Origin of the sequence: Pseudomonas sp. PA27(2017), from assembly GCF_001945445.1 — a bacterium.
Taxonomy (GTDB): domain Bacteria; phylum Pseudomonadota; class Gammaproteobacteria; order Pseudomonadales; family Pseudomonadaceae; genus Aquipseudomonas.
The window spans coordinates 1-16,230 of sequence record NZ_MSXW01000004.1 but is presented as its reverse complement, the minus strand read 5'-3'; the positions used below and the strand labels follow the sequence as shown (position 1 = coordinate 16,230).

The 16,230-nt window shown below is 65.5% G+C and carries 13 protein-coding genes; 12 read left to right on the top strand and 1 reads right to left on the bottom strand.

What is annotated here, in order from left to right; genetic code table 11:
* The first annotated feature begins 33 nt into the window (after window positions 1–33).
* The 9 genes from recJ (at window position 34) to BVH06_RS01640 (ending at window position 11,275) form a co-directional block, all read left to right on the top strand.
* A complete protein-coding gene (recJ, locus tag BVH06_RS01680) occupies window positions 34–1,746 on the top strand; it encodes a single-stranded-DNA-specific exonuclease RecJ (RefSeq protein ID WP_075932965.1) in 1,713 nt (570 codons plus the stop codon).
* 165 nt (window positions 1,747–1,911) lie between these two features.
* Complete coding sequence (locus BVH06_RS01675) at window positions 1,912–2,640, top strand: tellurite resistance TerB family protein (protein ID WP_075929596.1); 729 nt, start codon at window positions 1,912–1,914, stop codon at window positions 2,638–2,640.
* Between the two features lie 199 nt (window positions 2,641–2,839).
* Window positions 2,840–4,462: a methyl-accepting chemotaxis protein gene (locus tag BVH06_RS01670; RefSeq protein ID WP_075929637.1), complete on the top strand. Its 1,623-nt coding sequence runs from the start codon at window positions 2,840–2,842 to the stop codon at window positions 4,460–4,462.
* Window positions 4,463–4,466: 4 nt separating this feature from the next.
* Window positions 4,467–4,982 (top strand): chemotaxis protein CheW, encoded by a 516-nt coding sequence (locus BVH06_RS01665; RefSeq protein ID WP_075932964.1) that lies wholly within the window; start codon window positions 4,467–4,469, stop codon window positions 4,980–4,982.
* On the top strand, window positions 4,979–6,229 hold the full coding sequence (locus BVH06_RS01660; protein WP_075932963.1) for a protein-glutamate O-methyltransferase CheR: 1,251 nt from the start codon (window positions 4,979–4,981) through the stop codon (window positions 6,227–6,229). The genes BVH06_RS01665 and BVH06_RS01660 overlap by 4 nt, the downstream gene beginning before the upstream one ends.
* Window positions 6,219–6,899 carry a chemotaxis protein CheW gene (locus BVH06_RS01655; protein ID WP_075929593.1) on the top strand — a complete coding sequence of 227 codons (681 nt, stop codon included), beginning with the start codon at window positions 6,219–6,221 and terminating at the stop codon, window positions 6,897–6,899. The genes BVH06_RS01660 and BVH06_RS01655 overlap by 11 nt, the downstream gene beginning before the upstream one ends.
* Window positions 6,896–9,193, top strand: coding sequence for a hybrid sensor histidine kinase/response regulator (locus BVH06_RS01650; RefSeq protein WP_075932962.1), 2,298 nt, complete (start codon window positions 6,896–6,898; stop codon window positions 9,191–9,193). Before BVH06_RS01655 ends, BVH06_RS01650 begins: the two co-directional genes overlap by 4 nt.
* Entirely contained in the window at window positions 9,190–10,191 is a 1,002-nt protein-coding gene (locus tag BVH06_RS01645; RefSeq protein WP_075929591.1) for a chemotaxis response regulator protein-glutamate methylesterase, read from the top strand. The genes BVH06_RS01650 and BVH06_RS01645 overlap by 4 nt, the downstream gene beginning before the upstream one ends.
* A 52-nt stretch (window positions 10,192–10,243) precedes the next feature.
* Window positions 10,244–11,275, top strand: coding sequence for a diguanylate cyclase (locus tag BVH06_RS01640; protein ID WP_075929590.1), 1,032 nt, complete (start codon window positions 10,244–10,246; stop codon window positions 11,273–11,275).
* Window position 11,276: 1 nt separating this feature from the next.
* Here the strand turns inward: BVH06_RS01640 and BVH06_RS01635 are convergent, their stop codons facing one another.
* Window positions 11,277–12,932, bottom strand: a complete 1,656-nt coding sequence (locus BVH06_RS01635; RefSeq protein WP_075932961.1) for a GGDEF domain-containing protein — start codon at window positions 12,930–12,932, stop codon at window positions 11,277–11,279.
* A gap of 158 nt (window positions 12,933–13,090) precedes the next feature.
* Here BVH06_RS01635 and prfB point away from each other — a divergent pair.
* From prfB to BVH06_RS01620, 3 genes are all read left to right on the top strand, one after another.
* A protein-coding gene (prfB, locus tag BVH06_RS01630) for a peptide chain release factor 2 (protein ID WP_139315535.1) occupies window positions 13,091–14,186 on the top strand; the annotation gives its coding sequence in 2 pieces (ribosomal slippage) (window positions 13,091–13,162 and window positions 13,164–14,186; 1,095 coding nt in all).
* A gap of 95 nt (window positions 14,187–14,281) precedes the next feature.
* Window positions 14,282–15,784, top strand: a complete 1,503-nt coding sequence (gene lysS, locus BVH06_RS01625) for a lysine--tRNA ligase (RefSeq protein ID WP_075932960.1) — start codon at window positions 14,282–14,284, stop codon at window positions 15,782–15,784.
* A gap of 208 nt (window positions 15,785–15,992) precedes the next feature.
* A partial coding sequence (locus BVH06_RS01620; RefSeq protein WP_256575105.1) for a transposase family protein occupies window positions 15,993–16,230 on the top strand: 238 nt, incomplete at its 3' end.

The following is a 16,230-nucleotide window of genomic DNA, read 5'->3' as shown; positions in this document are numbered from 1 at the left end:
CCGTGAAAAACCGCAAGAGTAGAAAACCCGTCCATGCGTATCGAGTCCCGCCCGCTTCCCGCCTCACTGCCCGACCTGGGCAACCTGCCGCCGTTGTTGACCCGCCTGTATGCCGCACGCGGGGTGCTGTCGGCAGTGGAACTGGAAAAGGGCCTGGCGCGGCTGATTCCGTTCAGCCAGCTCAAGGGCATCGATGCTGCCGTCGAGCTGTTGGTCGAAGGTTTGCGGCAACGCCAGCGCATGCTCATCGTCGGTGATTTCGACGCCGACGGCGCCACGGCGAGCACCGTCGGCCTGCTCGGCCTGCGCATGCTGGGCGCCGCCCACGTCGATTACCTGGTGCCCAATCGCTTCGAGTACGGCTACGGCCTGACCCCCGAGATCGTCGCCGTGGCGCTGAGCCGCGAGCCTGAATTGCTGATCACCGTCGACAACGGCATCTCCAGTATCGAGGGCGTGGCCGCGGCCAAGGCCGCCGGCCTCAAGGTGTTGGTCACAGACCATCACCTGCCGGGCCACGAGTTGCCGGCGGCCGATGCCGTCGTCAATCCCAACCAGCCGGGCTGCAGGTTCCCCAGCAAATCACTGGCCGGCGTCGGGGTGATCTTCTACGTGCTGTTGGCGCTGCGCGCGCGGCTGCGCGAACTGAACTGGTTCACCGCCGAGCGCCCCGAGCCGAACCTCGGCGAGCTGCTCGACTTGGTGGCCCTGGGCAGCGTCGCCGACGTGGTGCCGCTGGACGCCAACAACCGCATCCTGGTGCATCAGGGCCTGGCACGCATTCGCGCCGGCCGCGCGCGCCCTGGGTTACGTGCGCTGCTGGAAGTGGCTGGCAAGCAGCACGGGCGGATCACTTCGACCGACCTGGGCTTCATCCTTGGGCCGCGCCTGAATGCGGCGGGGCGCCTCGACGACATGAGCCTGGGCATCGAATGCCTGCTCTGCGAAGACGAAGCCCTGGCCCGCGACATGGCCGTGCAGCTCGACCAGCTCAACCAGGACCGCAAGGCCATCGAGCAGGGCATGCAGCGTGAGGCCCTGGCCCAGCTCAAGGACCTGCCGCTGGAAAACCTGCCGTTCGGCCTGTGCCTGTTCGAAGCGGACTGGCACCAGGGCGTGATCGGCATCCTCGCCTCGCGCCTGAAGGAGCGCTACCACCGCCCGACCATCGCCTTCGCCGATGCCGGGGAGGGCATGCTCAAGGGCTCGGCCCGCTCGGTGCCAGGCTTTCATGTCCGCGATGCGCTGGACGCCGTGGCCTCGCGCCATCCGGGGCTGATCAGCAAGTTCGGCGGCCACGCCATGGCCGCCGGCTTGTCGCTGCCTGCCGAGCATTTCGAGACGTTCGCCAAGGCTTTCGACGATGAAGTTCGCCGCCAGCTCTGCGAGGACGACCTGACCGGTCGGCTATTGTCCGATGGCGTGCTGAGCATCGACGAATTCAACCTGCCGCTGGCCCGCGAGCTGCGCAATGCCGGCCCCTGGGGCCAGCACTTCCCTGAGCCGCTGTTCCACGGTGCGTTTCAGCTGGTGCAGCAGCGCATCGTCGGTGAGCGTCACCTGAAGGTGGTGCTCAAGAGCGAATGCGGCAGCCTGCAACTCGATGGCATCGCCTTCGGCGTCGACCGTGAGGTGTGGCCCAACCCCACCGTGCGCTGGGTCGAACTGGCCTACAAACTTGACGTCAACGAGTTTCGTGGCCAGGAATCGGTGCAGTTGCTGATTTCTCATTTGGCGCCACGCTGATCGCTGCGTCACGCCCTCAACCGCTCTGCTGAACGTTGCTCACCGCACGATGGTCTATCGAGCGGTGTGGCACGGTCGTTCGCGCAATATTCTGAAGCAATCTGTAACCGACGACGGCCAGGCATCGCAGTAGATTCTTCTGTTCCCGAATTATTGGAGATCTCCATGAATACGCGCGGCTTGCTCGACCAACTGCTGAAGTCCGGGCAGGAATTGCTGCAACAGAAAACCGCTGGCAAATCCTCGTCCGGGCTTGGCGGTGCGCTGGGCGGCCTGCTCGGCGGCAACGCCGCTGGTGCCGGCAAGAGCGATAACGGCGGCATCGGCTCGATGCTCAAGGGCGCTGGCGGCGGCGCGGCCCTGGCCATGCTGCTGGGCAACAAACGAGTACGCAAGGTCGGTGGCAAGGTGGCGATCTATGGCGGCCTGGCCGCGCTCGGCGTGATCGCCTACAAGGCTTACGGCAACTGGCAGGCCAAGCAGGCGGGCGCGCCCAAGGGCGAGCCACAGACGATCGATCGTCTACCGGCGCCCGAAGCGGAACTGCACAGCCAGAGCATCCTCAAGGCGCTGGTGGCGGCGGCCAAGGCCGATGGGCATGTCGACGAGCGCGAGCGCGAGCTGATCGAAGGCGAGTTCAGCAAGCTGGCCAGCGACAGTGAAACTCAGCGCTGGCTGCACGCCGAGCTGAACAAACCACTGGATCCGGCTGACGTGGCGCGCGCCGCCAGCACGCCGGAGATGGCGGCGGAAATGTACGTGGCCAGCGTGCTGATGGTCGACGAGGAACACTTCATGGAACGCGCCTACCTGGACGAACTGGCCCGCCACCTGAAGCTCGACCCCGCCCTCAAGGCCGAGCTCGAAGCCCAGGTCCGCCAGGACCTTCAGTAACCCCTTCGACCTGGCTGTCGGCGGCCTCTGGCCGTCCGGCAGCTGTCCCCATTCTCCCCCTTCATGTCCGGGCGCCTGTTCTACAGTAAATAGGCTCGGTCTCGCTTGCGCTGCACTCGCAACGCCCCTAGAGTCCGGCAGCATGAACTGCGGGCGCTGCCCTGCGGCTGGACAGGAATATCGGCAGATGGGGTTGAATGTGAAGAACTGGACAGTTCGCCAGCGTATCCAGGCAAGTTTTGCGGTCATCATCGCCATCATGTTGCTGATGGCTGCTGCGTCCTTCGAGCGCTTGCTCAAGGTCGAAGGCGGCGCTACTCGTCTGCTGGACGACGCCATGCCCGGCATGTTCCATATCACCCAGGTGCGCAGCGCCTGGACGGACATGTTCCACCAGACCATCGTCCAGGTCAGTCTGCGCGAGACGCACACGCTCAACGATGCTGACAGGCAACAGATCAAGGGCGCCAGCGACAAGCTGGTCAACTCGCTCGCCGATTACCGCGCCACCATCCGTGATGACAGCGATCGCAACGCCCTGGAGGCTTTCGAGCGCACCCGCGACCTGTTCGTCCAGCAGCAGACCGATGTCCTGAATCTCTACGATCAGGGGCGCCAGGCCGAGGCCGAGGCGCGCCTCAACGGTGAACTTACCGACACCTGGAACGAGGGCCGCACCCAGCTCACCGCGATGATCGAACTCAACCGCGACATGGCCTATAGCTCGGCCGGGGATATCGTTTCGGCGGTCAACCGCGCCGAATTGAGCATGGCAATCTCCGTGCTGCTGGCAATCGTCGCGGCGTTCGTCTGTGGTTATTTCCTGATGCAGGCGATCACCCGCCCGGTGCAGCAGGTGGTCGACACCCTGCAGACGTTGGCCAGTGGCGATCTGACCGCACGCCTTAATCTCGGTCGGCGCGACGAGTTCGGCGCCATCGAAACCGGCTTCAACGGCATGGCCGAGGAGATCAAGACCCTGGTCGCCCAGGCGCAGCGCTCGGCCGTGCAGGTCACCACCTCGGTCACCGAGATCGCCGCCACCTCCAAGCAGCAGCAGGCCACCGCTACCGAAACCGCGGCCACCACCACGGAAATCGGCGCCACGTCGCGAGAAATCGCCGCCACCTCCCGCGATCTGGTGCGCACCATGACCGAAGTGTCCGGCGCCGCCGAGCAGACTTCCACCCTGGCCGGTGCCGGGCAACTTGGCCTGGCGCGCATGGAAGACACCATGCACCAGGTGATGAGCGCCGCCGAGCTGGTCAACGCCAAGCTGGCGATCCTCAACGAGAAAGCCGGCAACATCAATCACGTGGTCACCACCATCGTCAAAGTCGCCGACCAGACCAACCTGCTGTCGCTCAATGCCGCCATCGAGGCCGAGAAGGCCGGTGAATACGGTCGCGGCTTCGCGGTGGTGGCCACCGAGGTGCGCCGTCTGGCCGATCAGACCGCCGTCGCTACGTACGACATCGAACAGATGGTGCGCGAGATCCAGTCGGCGGTATCCGCTGGCGTGATGGGTATGGACCGTTTTTCCGAAGAGGTGCGCCGCGGCATCGCCGAGGTCGGTCAGGTCGGCGAGCAGTTGGCGCAGATCATTCATCAGGTTCAGGCCCTCGCGCCGCGCGTGCTGATGGTCAATGAAGGCATGCAGGCGCAGTCCACCGGTGCCGAACAGATCAACCAGGCCCTGGTGCAGCTCAGCGAGGCGTCGTCGCAGACCGTCGAGTCGCTGCGCCAGGCCAGCGCTTCCATCGACGACCTCAACCTCGTGGCGAACGGTCTGCGCACCGGCGTCAGCCGCTTCAAGGTCTGAGCCGATGGCCGAGGTAGGCAGGCCTTCGCCGGGGCGACGTAGCCCGGGACAGCTGTTCCTGCTGTTCAGCATGGGCAGCGACCGCTATGCGCTGGACGTCCACGAAGTGGTCGAAGTGCAGCCGTTGCGTCGCTTCAAGCAGATTCCCGCTGCCCCCGCCTGGGTTGCCGGGCTGGTCGTGTTTCGCGGCACGCCGGTACCGGTGATCGATCTGACCGCTCAGGCGCTCGGCCAGCCCGCGGTGGTGCGTACCAGCACCCGGCTGGTGGTGGTGCATTACCAGCCGCAGGGCGATCAGCCGGCGCGCTGGTTGGGCCTTATTCTCGAACAGGCCAGCGACACGCTGCGCAGCTCCGCCGAGGCCTTCGTGGACAGCGGCGTCAGCCTGCCGGATGCCCGCTATCTGGGTCCGGTGCTCAAGTCCGAGCAGGGCCTGGTGCAGTGGGTGCGGGTCGCTGACCTGCTCGACGAACCGATTCGCGACCTGCTTTACGCGGCAGTGGCGGAGGATGGTCGATGAGCGCGCGCTTCGAGCAGTTGCTGCACGGCTTGATAGGGTTGGATGCCGAATCCGTCGGCCAGGTGGTGATCGAGCGGGCGGTTCGCCAGCGGGTCGCGGCCCTTGGCTGCGCCAACGAGGATGCCTACTGGCTCAAAGTGCATAACTCCGCCAGCGAGCAACAGGCGCTGGTCGAAGCGGTGGTGGTGCCGGAAACCTGGTTCTTCCGCTATCCGGAATCTTTCGTCGCACTGGTCAACCTGGCCCGCGAGCGCAGCACACAATTGGCCGGCGCCCGGCCGCTGCGCATCCTCAGCCTGCCGTGCTCGACTGGCGAGGAGCCTTATTCGATCGCCATGTCGCTGCTCGATGCCGGTTTGCCCGGCGACGGGTTTCGTATCGACGCCATGGACATCAGCGAGGTTAACCTGCAGCGCGCCGAACGGGCCCTGTATGGTCGCAATTCCTTCCGCGGTGATGACCTGAGCTTTCGCGACCGTCATTTCGCCGAGACTCCTGAAGGTTTCGAGCTGCGCAGCCAGGTGCGGCGCAAGGTGCGCCTGCTGGCCGGCAACCTCCTGGCACCCGGCCTTCTGGCAGGTGAAGCGCCCTATGATTTCGTGTTCTGCCGCAACCTGCTGATCTACTTCGACCGGCCCACGCAACACACGGTGGCCGGCGTGCTGCAGCGCCTGATGCGTGACGACGGCGCACTGTTCATCGGTCCGGCCGAAGCCAGCTTGTTCAGCCAAGTCGGCATGCAGGCGCTCAATATTCCGCTGGCTTTCGTGTTTCGCCGCCAGACACCGCGGCCGCCCAGCGCACCGGCTCAGGCCGTACCGAGCGTTACGGCGCGGACGCGACCTGCGCCCGTGGCGATGCCCGTCGCCAGGGCGCCGGCACCGGTGCGACGTACGCCGGCCGCGGTGCCTGCGCCCGCCACGGTAGCCGCCGCCGATACCGCGCTGGGTGAGATTGCCGCGCTCGCCAATGCCGGGCGCAGCGATGAAGCGCGCGCCGCCTGCGAACGTCACCTCGCCGCCCATGGGCCGACCGCCCAGGCGTTCTACTGGCTGGGGCTGCTCAGCGATGTGGCCGGGCGCAGCAGCGAGGCCCAGGATTATTACCGCAAGACCCTGTACCTGGAGCCGACCCACGCCGAGGCCCTGGCGCACCTGTCGGCGCTGCTCGCCGCCCGTGGCGACATGGCTGGCGCCAGGCGCCTGCAACAACGGGCAGGCCGTGGAGTGAGCCGTGATGAGCGATAGTCTGTTGCCGCTGAGCGATGCCGAGCGCGACGCCGTCGACGACTGCTGGAACCGTATCGGCGTGCAGGGCGACAAGTCCTGCGAGCGGCTGGTCAAACACATTCACTGCCGCAACTGTGAAGTGCATGCCGAGCTGGCCACCCGGCTGCTCGACCGTTTTGCGCTGCAGCGCGACGACAGCCAGCTGGAGGAAGAGTGGGGCGAGCAGGACAGCGGCGAGCGCCGCTCGCTGCTGCTGTTTCGTCTCGGCGATGCCTGGCTGGCGTTACCGACCCGGGCGCTCAGCGAGGTGGCCGCCAGTACGCCGATTCATTCCCTGCCACACCAGCGCTCGCTGGGGCTGATCGGCGTGACCAACGTGCGCGGCGCCCTGGTGGCGTGCTTTTCCCTTGGCGAGATGCTCGGGCTCGATCCCGGCGAGGCGGTCAGCGAGCGCCGAGTGGTACCGCGCATGCTGATCTTCAACCTGGCGGACGGGCCGGTGGTGATTCCAGTCGACGAGGTCGAGGGCATCGAAGCCATCGCTGTTGGCCAGATCGTCGAGTCCGGCGCCGGCAGCGTGCCGGTGGGCCGCCGGTTCGCGGCTGGCGTGTTGCAATGGAAGGGGCGTAGCGTGACCCTACTCGACGAGCAGATCGTGCAGCAGACCATCGCCAGGAGTCTCGGATGACGCCCGATCAGATGCGCGACGCATCGCTGCTGGAGCTGTTCAAGCTCGAGGCCGAAGCCCAGACCCAGGTGCTCAATAGCGGCCTGCTGGTGCTCGAACGCGACCCGCGGCATGCCGGCAGCCTGGAAGCCTGCATGCGCGCCGCCCACTCGCTCAAGGGCGCGGCACGTATCGTCGGCCTCGATGCCGGGGTCAAGGTCGCCCACGTCATGGAGGATTGCCTGGTCGAAGCCCAGGAGGGGCGCCTGCTGCTTAGCCCCGAGCATATCGATGCCTTGCTGCAGGGCGCCGATATTCTGCTCGGCCTCGGAACGCCGGCGCAGCCCGGAGCGGCCGACCCTGGCATAGATGCGCTGGTGGCGCGCCTGGGCGCGCTGGCGCGTGGGCTCCCTGTGCCGCCCTCGGCATCGGCACCGGCTCAGCCGGCCGTCACCGTCACGCAAGCCGTCGCGCCACCCGAGCAGTCTGTGATCCCGCCTGCCGTCGAGCCGCCGGTCGTACCGCCGGCAGTCCGGGTGGAGGCCAGCGAGCCGGCCAGCGAGGGGCGGGCGCGTATTCTCAGGGTCAGCGCCGAGCGGCTCGATCACCTCCTGGATATTTCCAGCAAATCCCTGGTGGAATTCCAGCGCATCAAGCCCCTGGGCGACAGCCTGCAGCGCCTGAAACGCCTGCAGGCCACCGCTCGCCGCGCTCTGGATGTCGCCCGCGAGGCATTGCCCAAGGGCGCGGTGGATGCCCAGGCCGAGGCCATGCTGCTGGAAACCCGCGAGGCCCTCGGCGAGTGCCAGCAATTGCTGGCCCAACACATGACCGATCTGGACGACTTCGGCTGGCAGGGCGGGCAGCGCGCCCAGTCCCTCTATGACGCCGCACTAGCCTCGCGCATGCGGCCATTCGCCGATGTGCTGGCCGGTCAGGAACGCATGTTGCGTGATCTGTCCCGATCCCTGGGCAAGCAGGTGCGTTTTGTAGTCGAGGGCGAGGGCACCCAGGTCGACCGCGATGTGCTGGAACGCCTGGAGGCACCGCTCACGCATCTGCTGCGCAACGCCCTAGACCATGGCATCGAAACGTCGGAGCGGCGTATGGCACAGGGCAAGCCTGCCGAAGGGCAGATCCTGATCCGCGCCCGACACCATGCTGGCATGCTCCTGCTGGAGCTGCGCGATGACGGCGGCGGTGTCGATCTCGAGAAGCTGCGCCGGGCGGTGATCGAGCGTGGCTTCGCCACCGAGCAGACCGGCGAGCAACTGACCGAGGAGGAGCTGCTGGCCTTCCTGTTCCTGCCTGGCTTCAGCATGCGCGACCAGGTTACCGAGGTATCCGGCCGCGGCGTCGGCCTGGACGCCGTGCAGCACATGGTGCGTCAGCTGCGTGGCGGCGTGCGCATGCAGCAGCGCCAGGGCGAGGGCTCGACTTTCCACCTCGAAGTGCCGCTGACCCTGTCGGTGGTGCGCAGCCTGGTGGTCGAGGTGGGCGGTGAGGCCTACGCGCTGCCGCTGGCGCATATCGAGCGGATGACCCGCCTGCAGGCCGAGGACATCGTGCAGCTCGAAGGCCGCCAGCATTTCTGGAGCGAAGGGCAGCACGTCGGCCTGATCGCGGCCAGCCAGATTCTCCAGCGCCCTGAAGGCAAGCCCAGCGACAACGGCATTCCGGTAGTGCTGATCCGCGACCGCGACAGCCTGTTCGGCCTGGTGGTCGAGCGGTTCCTCGGTGAGCGCACCCTGGTGGTGATGCCGCTCGATGCGCGCCTGGGCAAGGTGCAGGACGTCTCCGCCGGCGCCTTGCTGGACGACGGCACGCCGGTGCTGATCCTCGATGTCGAGGACATGCTGCACTCGGTGGCCAAGCTGCTGGGCAGCGGTCGCCTGGAGCGGGTCGACCGCAATGCCCGGCAACTGGCCGGCAGCAAACGCAAGCGTGTGCTGGTGGTCGACGATTCGCTGACCGTGCGTGAGCTGGAACGCAAGCTGCTGCTGTCGCGCGGCTACGACGTCGCCGTGGCGGTGGACGGCATGGATGGCTGGAACGCGCTACGCGCCGAGCACTTCGACCTGCTGATCACCGACATCGACATGCCGCGCATGGACGGCATCGAGCTGGTCACCCTGGTACGCCGAGACAGCCGCCTGCAATCGCTGCCGGTGATGGTGGTGTCCTACAAGGATCGAGAAGAAGACCGCCGGCGTGGCCTGGATGCCGGGGCCGACTATTATCTTGCCAAGGCCAGTTTCCATGACGAGGCGTTGCTTGACGCCGTGGTTGACCTGGTAGGGGAACCGCACGAATGAGGATCGGAATCGTCAATGACATGCCGCTGGCCGTCGAGGCCATGCGCCGTGCGCTCGCCCAGGAGCCGGCCCATCGTATCGTCTGGGTGGCGGGCGATGGTGCCGAAGGGGTGGCGTGCTGCCAGGCCGATCTGCCCGACCTGGTGCTGATGGACCTGCTGATGCCGGTCATGGACGGCGTCGAGGCGACGCGGCGGATCATGGCGCAGACCCCCTGTGCGGTGCTGATCGTTTCGGTGGACATCGAGCAGTACGTCAATCGCGTGTTCGAGGCCATGGGCCATGGTGCTCTGGATGCAGTCAACACGCCGTCATTGACCGGGCAGGGCAGCGATGCCACGGCGCTGCTGCGCAAGATCCACAATATCGGCTGGTTGATCGGCCAAAGCAGTGCCCGCAAGGCCAGCGTGTCGGCTGCGGCGCCCACGGCCTCTGCCGCGCGCCGGCTGGTGGCGATTGGCGCCTCGGCGGGCGGCCCGGCCGCGCTCGCTTCGCTGCTCAAGCAGCTGCCCCGGGATTTCAACGCCGCTGTGATGCTGGTGCAGCACGTCGACGAGGTGTTCGCCGCCGGTATGGCCGACTGGCTGGCCGGCGAGTCGGCCCTGCCGGTGCGCCTGGCCCGCGATGGCGAACAGCCGCAGCCGGGCCTGGTGCTGCTGGCCGGTACCAACAACCACATGCGCCTGCTGCGCAACGGCACGCTGACCTATACCGAGGAACCGCGCAGCTACGCCTACCGGCCCTCCATCGATGTGTTCTTCGACAGTGTCGTCGAGCACTGGACCGGAGAGGCCATCGGCGTTCTGCTCACCGGCATGGGCCGCGATGGCGCCCAGGGGCTGAAGAACATGCGCAGCCGCGGCTACACCACCATCGCTCAGAACCAGGCCAGCTGCGCCGTGTATGGCATGCCCAAGGCCGCCGCAGAACTGCAGGCGGCCGGGGAGATACTTGCGTTGGAGCGCATCGCACCACGTATCGTCGAGCTGTTTGGCTGATAGACTAACTGGCACCCACGCAGACCCGCCTTCAATTGGTCCGGAGACCCACATGCAAGCCCCACCCCATTCCATGGAAGAATTCGGCTCACGCAAGGATGGCGCGGTCATGGTGTTGCTGGTCGACGACCAGGCGATGATCGGCGAAGCGGTGCGGCGCGAACTGCTGGGCGAAGAGGGTATCGACTTTCATTATTGCTCCGACCCGACCCAGGCCATCGCGGTGGCCGAGCAGTTGCGGCCAACGGTGATTCTGCAGGATCTGGTGATGCCCGGTGTCGACGGCATTACCCTGCTCGGCGAGTACCGGGCGCGGCCAGCGTTGCGCGATGTGCCAATCATCGTGCTGTCGACCAAGGACGATGCCACGGTGAAGAGCTCGGCGTTCGCCGCCGGTGCCAACGATTACCTGGTCAAGCTGCCCGATACCATCGAGCTCGTGGCGCGCATTCGCTACCACTCGCGCTCTTACATGGCCCTGCAGCAGCGTGACGAGGCCTATCGCGCTCTGCGTGAGAGTCAACAGCAGTTGCTGGAAACCAATCTGGTGCTGCAGCGGCTGATGAACTCCGACGGTCTTACCGGGCTGTCCAATCGTCGCCACTTCGACGAGTACCTGGAAATGGAATGGCGCCGGGCGACCCGCGAGCAGACCGCGTTGTCGTTGCTGATGATCGATGTCGACTTCTTCAAGAGCTTCAACGACCGCTTCGGTCACGTCGCCGGCGACGATGCATTGCGTCGCGTAGCGGCCGCACTGCGTAGCAGCTGCAGCCGTTCCACCGACCTGGCGGCGCGCTATGGCGGCGAAGAGTTCGCCATGGTGCTGCCCGGCACCTCGGCCGGTGGCGCACGGCTGCTGGCGGAAAAGGTACGCCGCGCGGTGACCGACCTCGGTATTCCCCATGACAAACCCGAGCCGGGCTCGGTGCTGACCGCCAGCATCGGCGTCGCCACGCTGGTGCCGCGGGTCGGCCAGACCTCTCTGCAACTGGTCAACATCGCTGACCAGGGCCTGTACATGGCCAAGCAGGCCGGCCGCGATCAGGTCGGCCTGGTCAACGACACCAGCGCGCTGTCCTGAATCATTGCGGGTCGCCATCGGCCGCCGGGGCCTCGCCGTGCAGCGTGACCCGGCTGCGACCGGTCTGCTTGGCGCGATAGAGGGCCTGGTCGGCCAACTCCACCACCTGCTCGAGGCTGCTGGCGTCCTGCGGCCATAGCGCGCCACCGATGCTGCAGCCAATCAGCAGCTGCTGGTTTTCCCAGTGAATCGGCCCTGCCAGTGCCTGGATCGTCCGCTCGGCGACTTGCCGGGCCTGGTTGGCGGCATCATCGGCGGCGACTTGCAGGATCATCAGAAATTCGTCACCGCCCAGACGCACCACCAGATCGCCGCCGCGCAGGCAGGCGCGCATGCGTGATGCGGCCTCGCGCAGCACCTGGTCACCCGCGGCGTGGCCATAGCGGTCGTTGACCGGTTTGAAGCCATCGAGGTCCAGATAGAGCACTGCCAGGCCGTCTTGCGAGCCCTGATTACGCTGTTGTGCCCGGGGCAGAAACCTGGCCAGTGCAGCCCGGTTCGGCAGGCCGGTCAGCGGGTCGTGGTGGGCGCGGTTTTCCAGAGCGTCGAGTTCGGCGTGCTGGTGGGTGAGGCTTTCCACCAAATGGCGGATCGAATGGCTGAGGCGGGCAATCTCCCGGAGGCTGCCGATTTCCGGGATAACGGTGATTTCGCCATTGGCCAGGCGATCCGCCGCACGGGCGATGGTGCGCAGCGGGCGGGTCACGTAGCTGGCCAGCAGCCAGCCGCAGGCGGCGAACAGCACGGCCAGCACCACGCCCCAGCCAAGAATGGTGAGGTGCATGGCCCGCACCGGCGCATCGGCCAGTTGCAGATCCTGACGGGCCACCACCATCCAGCCCAGGCCCGGGTAGTCGAGGTAGCCCTGGCTCGCCGTCAGGCCGGTGAGGTACTCCTGGCCATCGGGCCATTGCTGCACGGCCCATTCGCTCTGTTGGTCGGCCAGCTCGTTCATCATCGGCAGGTGCAGGCGCTGGCCGACCATCTCGCGCGGGCCGAGCAGGATGGTGCGATCGCGGCCAACCACGAAGAACTCGATCTGGCGGTTCTCCTCGATGGGCTTGAGGATCGCCTCTCGCACCTCGTCGGCCCATGACCACGACAGGTGCGAAGCGAGCACGCCGATCAGGCGGCCTGCGTCGTCGCGCACCGGCAGGCTGATGTCGACGAACTTCATCGCCTCGCCGGTGGGATTGGGCAGCAGCTTGGCCAGCAGCACCGCCTCGTGCACGTCACCGATGAACAAACCCTTGCTGCCCTCCAGAAACACCGGGCGCTGGGCGATGCTGGCGCCTTCGAGAATGCCGTTGCTGGAAGCCAGTACCTGGCCCTGGGCATCGGTGAAGCCGATCCAGGCGATGGTCGGGAACTTGCCCTGCAGCTCGTCGAGCAGCCGGCGCACTTCTCGGCTGTCAGCCGGTTGGCGCAGGGCGTCGAGGCTGCCGATCACCTGCAGCATGCTGGCGCGGCTCTGCATGTCGCGATCAAGGCGATCGACCATGGTGTAGGACGATTCGGCCAGGTCCCGGCCGATTTCCTCGCGGATGCGCTGGCTCGAATCGCGGCTGATCAGGCTGCCGAGCAGCAGGCTGAGCAGGCAGACCAGTGCCACGGTGAGCAGGGCATAGTGGCTACGCAGGCTTTGGATGCGGAGCATGGTGGTTGGGGATCCTTGGCGCGATGGCGGACGGCTCGTTCGAGTATAGAAGGGGCATTGGTCCACGGATGGCCGATCGCCTAACATGCTGCCAGAGTAGCCCGAGTCGGGTATACTCCGCGGCTTTTCCGAAGTTTTACCTGCGAGTGCCGCCAGCCATGGAAATCAACCCGATCCTGAACAGCATCAAGGACCTGTCCGAGCGCACCCAGACTATTCGGGGGTATCTTTGACTACGATCACAAGCATGATCGTCTCGTCGAAGTAAACCGCGAACTCGAAGACCCGAACGTCTGGAACAAGCCCGAATATGCCCAGAGCCTGGGCCGTGAACGTGCCACCCTGGCGCAGATCGTCGAAACCATCGACGATCTGACCGGTAGCCTGGCCGACTCGCGCGACCTGCTGGACATGGCCGTCGAAGAAGACGACCAGGGTGCCGTCGACGACGTGGCCGCTGAAATCGAGCGCCTGCGCGAAATCCTCGAGAAGCTCGAGTTCCGCCGTATGTTCAGCCACGAGATGGACCCCAACAACTGCTACCTGGATATCCAGGCCGGCTCCGGCGGTACCGAGGCCCAGGACTGGGCCAACATCCTGCTGCGCATGTACCTGCGCTGGGCCGACAAGCGTGGCTTCAATGCCGAGATCGTCGAGCTGTCCGAAGGTGAGGTCGCCGGCATCAAGGGCGCCACCGTGCACATCAAGGGCGAGTACGCCTTCGGCTGGTTGCGTACCGAGATCGGCGTGCACCGCCTGGTCCGCAAGAGCCCGTTCGACTCCGGCGCCCGTCGCCACACCTCGTTCTCGGCGGTTTTCGTATCGCCCGAGATCGACGACAAGGTGGAGATCGAAATCAACCCGGCCGATCTGCGCGTCGACACCTACCGCTCCTCCGGCGCCGGTGGTCAGCACGTCAACACCACCGACTCGGCGGTGCGTATCACCCACGTGCCGACCAACACCGTGGTGGCCTGCCAGAACGAACGCTCCCAGCACGCCAACAAGGACACCGCCATGAAGATGCTGCGGGCCAAGTTGTACGAGCTGGAAATGCAGAAACGCAACGCCGCTTCCCAGGCGCTGGAAGACAGCAAGTCGGATATCGGCTGGGGTCACCAGATCCGCTCCTATGTGCTCGACGACTCGCGCATCAAGGATCTGCGTACCGGCGTCGAGCGTAGCGATTGTCAGAAAGTGCTCGACGGCGACCTCGACGGTTACCTCGAAGCCAGCCTCAAACAGGGCCTTTGATCCCGCACCCCATGTGGGGCGCCGCTGCCGGTGAGCGGCGGCGCCCTGCGGATTCCCCATCGATTAGTGATTAGACGCCAGGCAGATAGACGACCATGAGCGACCAACAGCCCGACCAGCACGAACTGCAACAGGAAGAAAACAAGCTGATTGCCCAGCGCAAGGAAAAGCTTGCTGCCATCCGTGAGCAGGGCAGTGCCTTCCCGAACGACTTCCGCCGCGAGAACCTCTGCGCCGACCTGCAGAAACAGTACGTGGACAAAACCAAGGAAGAGCTGGAAGCGGCTGCCATTGCGGTCAAGGTCGCCGGGCGCATCATGCTCAACCGTGGCGCGTTCATGGTCATCCAGGACATGACCGGGCGCATTCAGGTCTACGTCAACCGCAAGACCCTGCCCGAAGAAACCCTGGCTCAGATCAAGACCTGGGACATGGGCGACATCATCGCCGCCGAAGGCACCCTGGCGCGCAGCGGCAAGGGCGACCTGTACGTCGAGATGACCCATGTGCGCCTGCTGACCAAGTCGCTGCGCCCGCTGCCGGACAAGCACCACGGCCTGACCGACACCGAGCAGCGCTACCGTCAGCGCTACGTCGACCTGATCGTTAATGAAGAGGTGCGCGACACCTTCCGCGTGCGTTCCCAGGTCATCGCCCACATCCGCCGTTTCCTCGCCGAGCGCGACTTCCTGGAAGTGGAAACGCCGATGCTGCAGACCATTCCCGGTGGTGCCGCGGCCAAACCGTTCGAAACCCACCACAATGCCCTGGACATGGCCATGTTCCTGCGCATCGCGCCGGAGCTGTACCTCAAGCGCCTGGTGGTTGGCGGCTTCGAAAAAGTCTTCGAGATCAACCGTAACTTCCGTAACGAAGGGGTTTCGACCCGGCACAACCCCGAGTTCACCATGCTCGAGTTCTACCAGGCCTACGCCGACTACGAAGACAACATGGACCTGACCGAGGAGCTGTTCCGCGAGCTGGCCCAGACCGTTCTCGGCAGCACCGACGTGCCTTACGGCGACAAGGTTTTCCACTTTGGCGAGCCATTCGTGCGCCTGTCGGTGTTCGACTCGATCCTCAAGTACAACCCGGAAATCACTGCCGCCGATCTGCAGGATCTGGACAAGGCCCGCGCCATCGCCAAGAAAGCTGGCGCCAAGGTGCTCGGCTTCGAAGGCCTCGGCAAGCTGCAGGTGATGATTTTCGAGGAGCTGGTCGAGCACAAGCTGGAGCAGCCGCACTTCATCACCCGTTACCCGTTCGAAGTCTCGCCGCTGGCCCGTCGCAGCGACGACGACCCGAGCGTCACCGACCGCTTCGAGCTGTTCATCGGTGGCCGCGAGATCGCCAACGCCTACTCCGAGCTCAATGACGCCGAAGACCAGGCCGCGCGCTTCCTGCAGCAGGTGGCCGACAAGGACGCCGGTGACGACGAAGCCATGCATTTCGACGCCGACTTCGTACGCGCCCTCGAATACGGCATGCCGCCGACCGCGGGCGAGGGCATCGGCATCGACCGTCTGGTGATGCTGCTGACCAATTCGCCGTCGATTCGCGACGTGATTCTATTCCCGCATATGCGCCCGGAACTCTAAGGGTCGAACGAGCCGCCTTCGGGCGGCTTTTTATTGGTTCTTCACGGAATCCCGGGAAAGACAGAAACAAGAACGCCGGTTTGATGGATGATGTTCGTGCGAGCAAACACATCTACAAACCGGCGTTCTTGTGCACGATGTTAATACGTTCCTGCCCTTTTGGGAGGGCTTTTCTGTCATTGGCATCAGACCTGACGGCGAAGCACTGTTGATCGACCTGATCCCACAGCCCACCAGATTCCCCACCTGCAGCGGCTGCCATCGGCCCAGCACCACCATCCATGAATACTGTCAGCGTTCGATCCGTGACTTGCCCATTCTTGGCCGCTCGGTGCGATTGAATGTGGAGCTGCGGCGCGTCGGATGTGCCGCATGCGGCAAGCGAATGGAGTCAGTCAGCTGGCTTGACCGCTATTCGCGGATGACCAGACGGCTGGCCGAAGCCG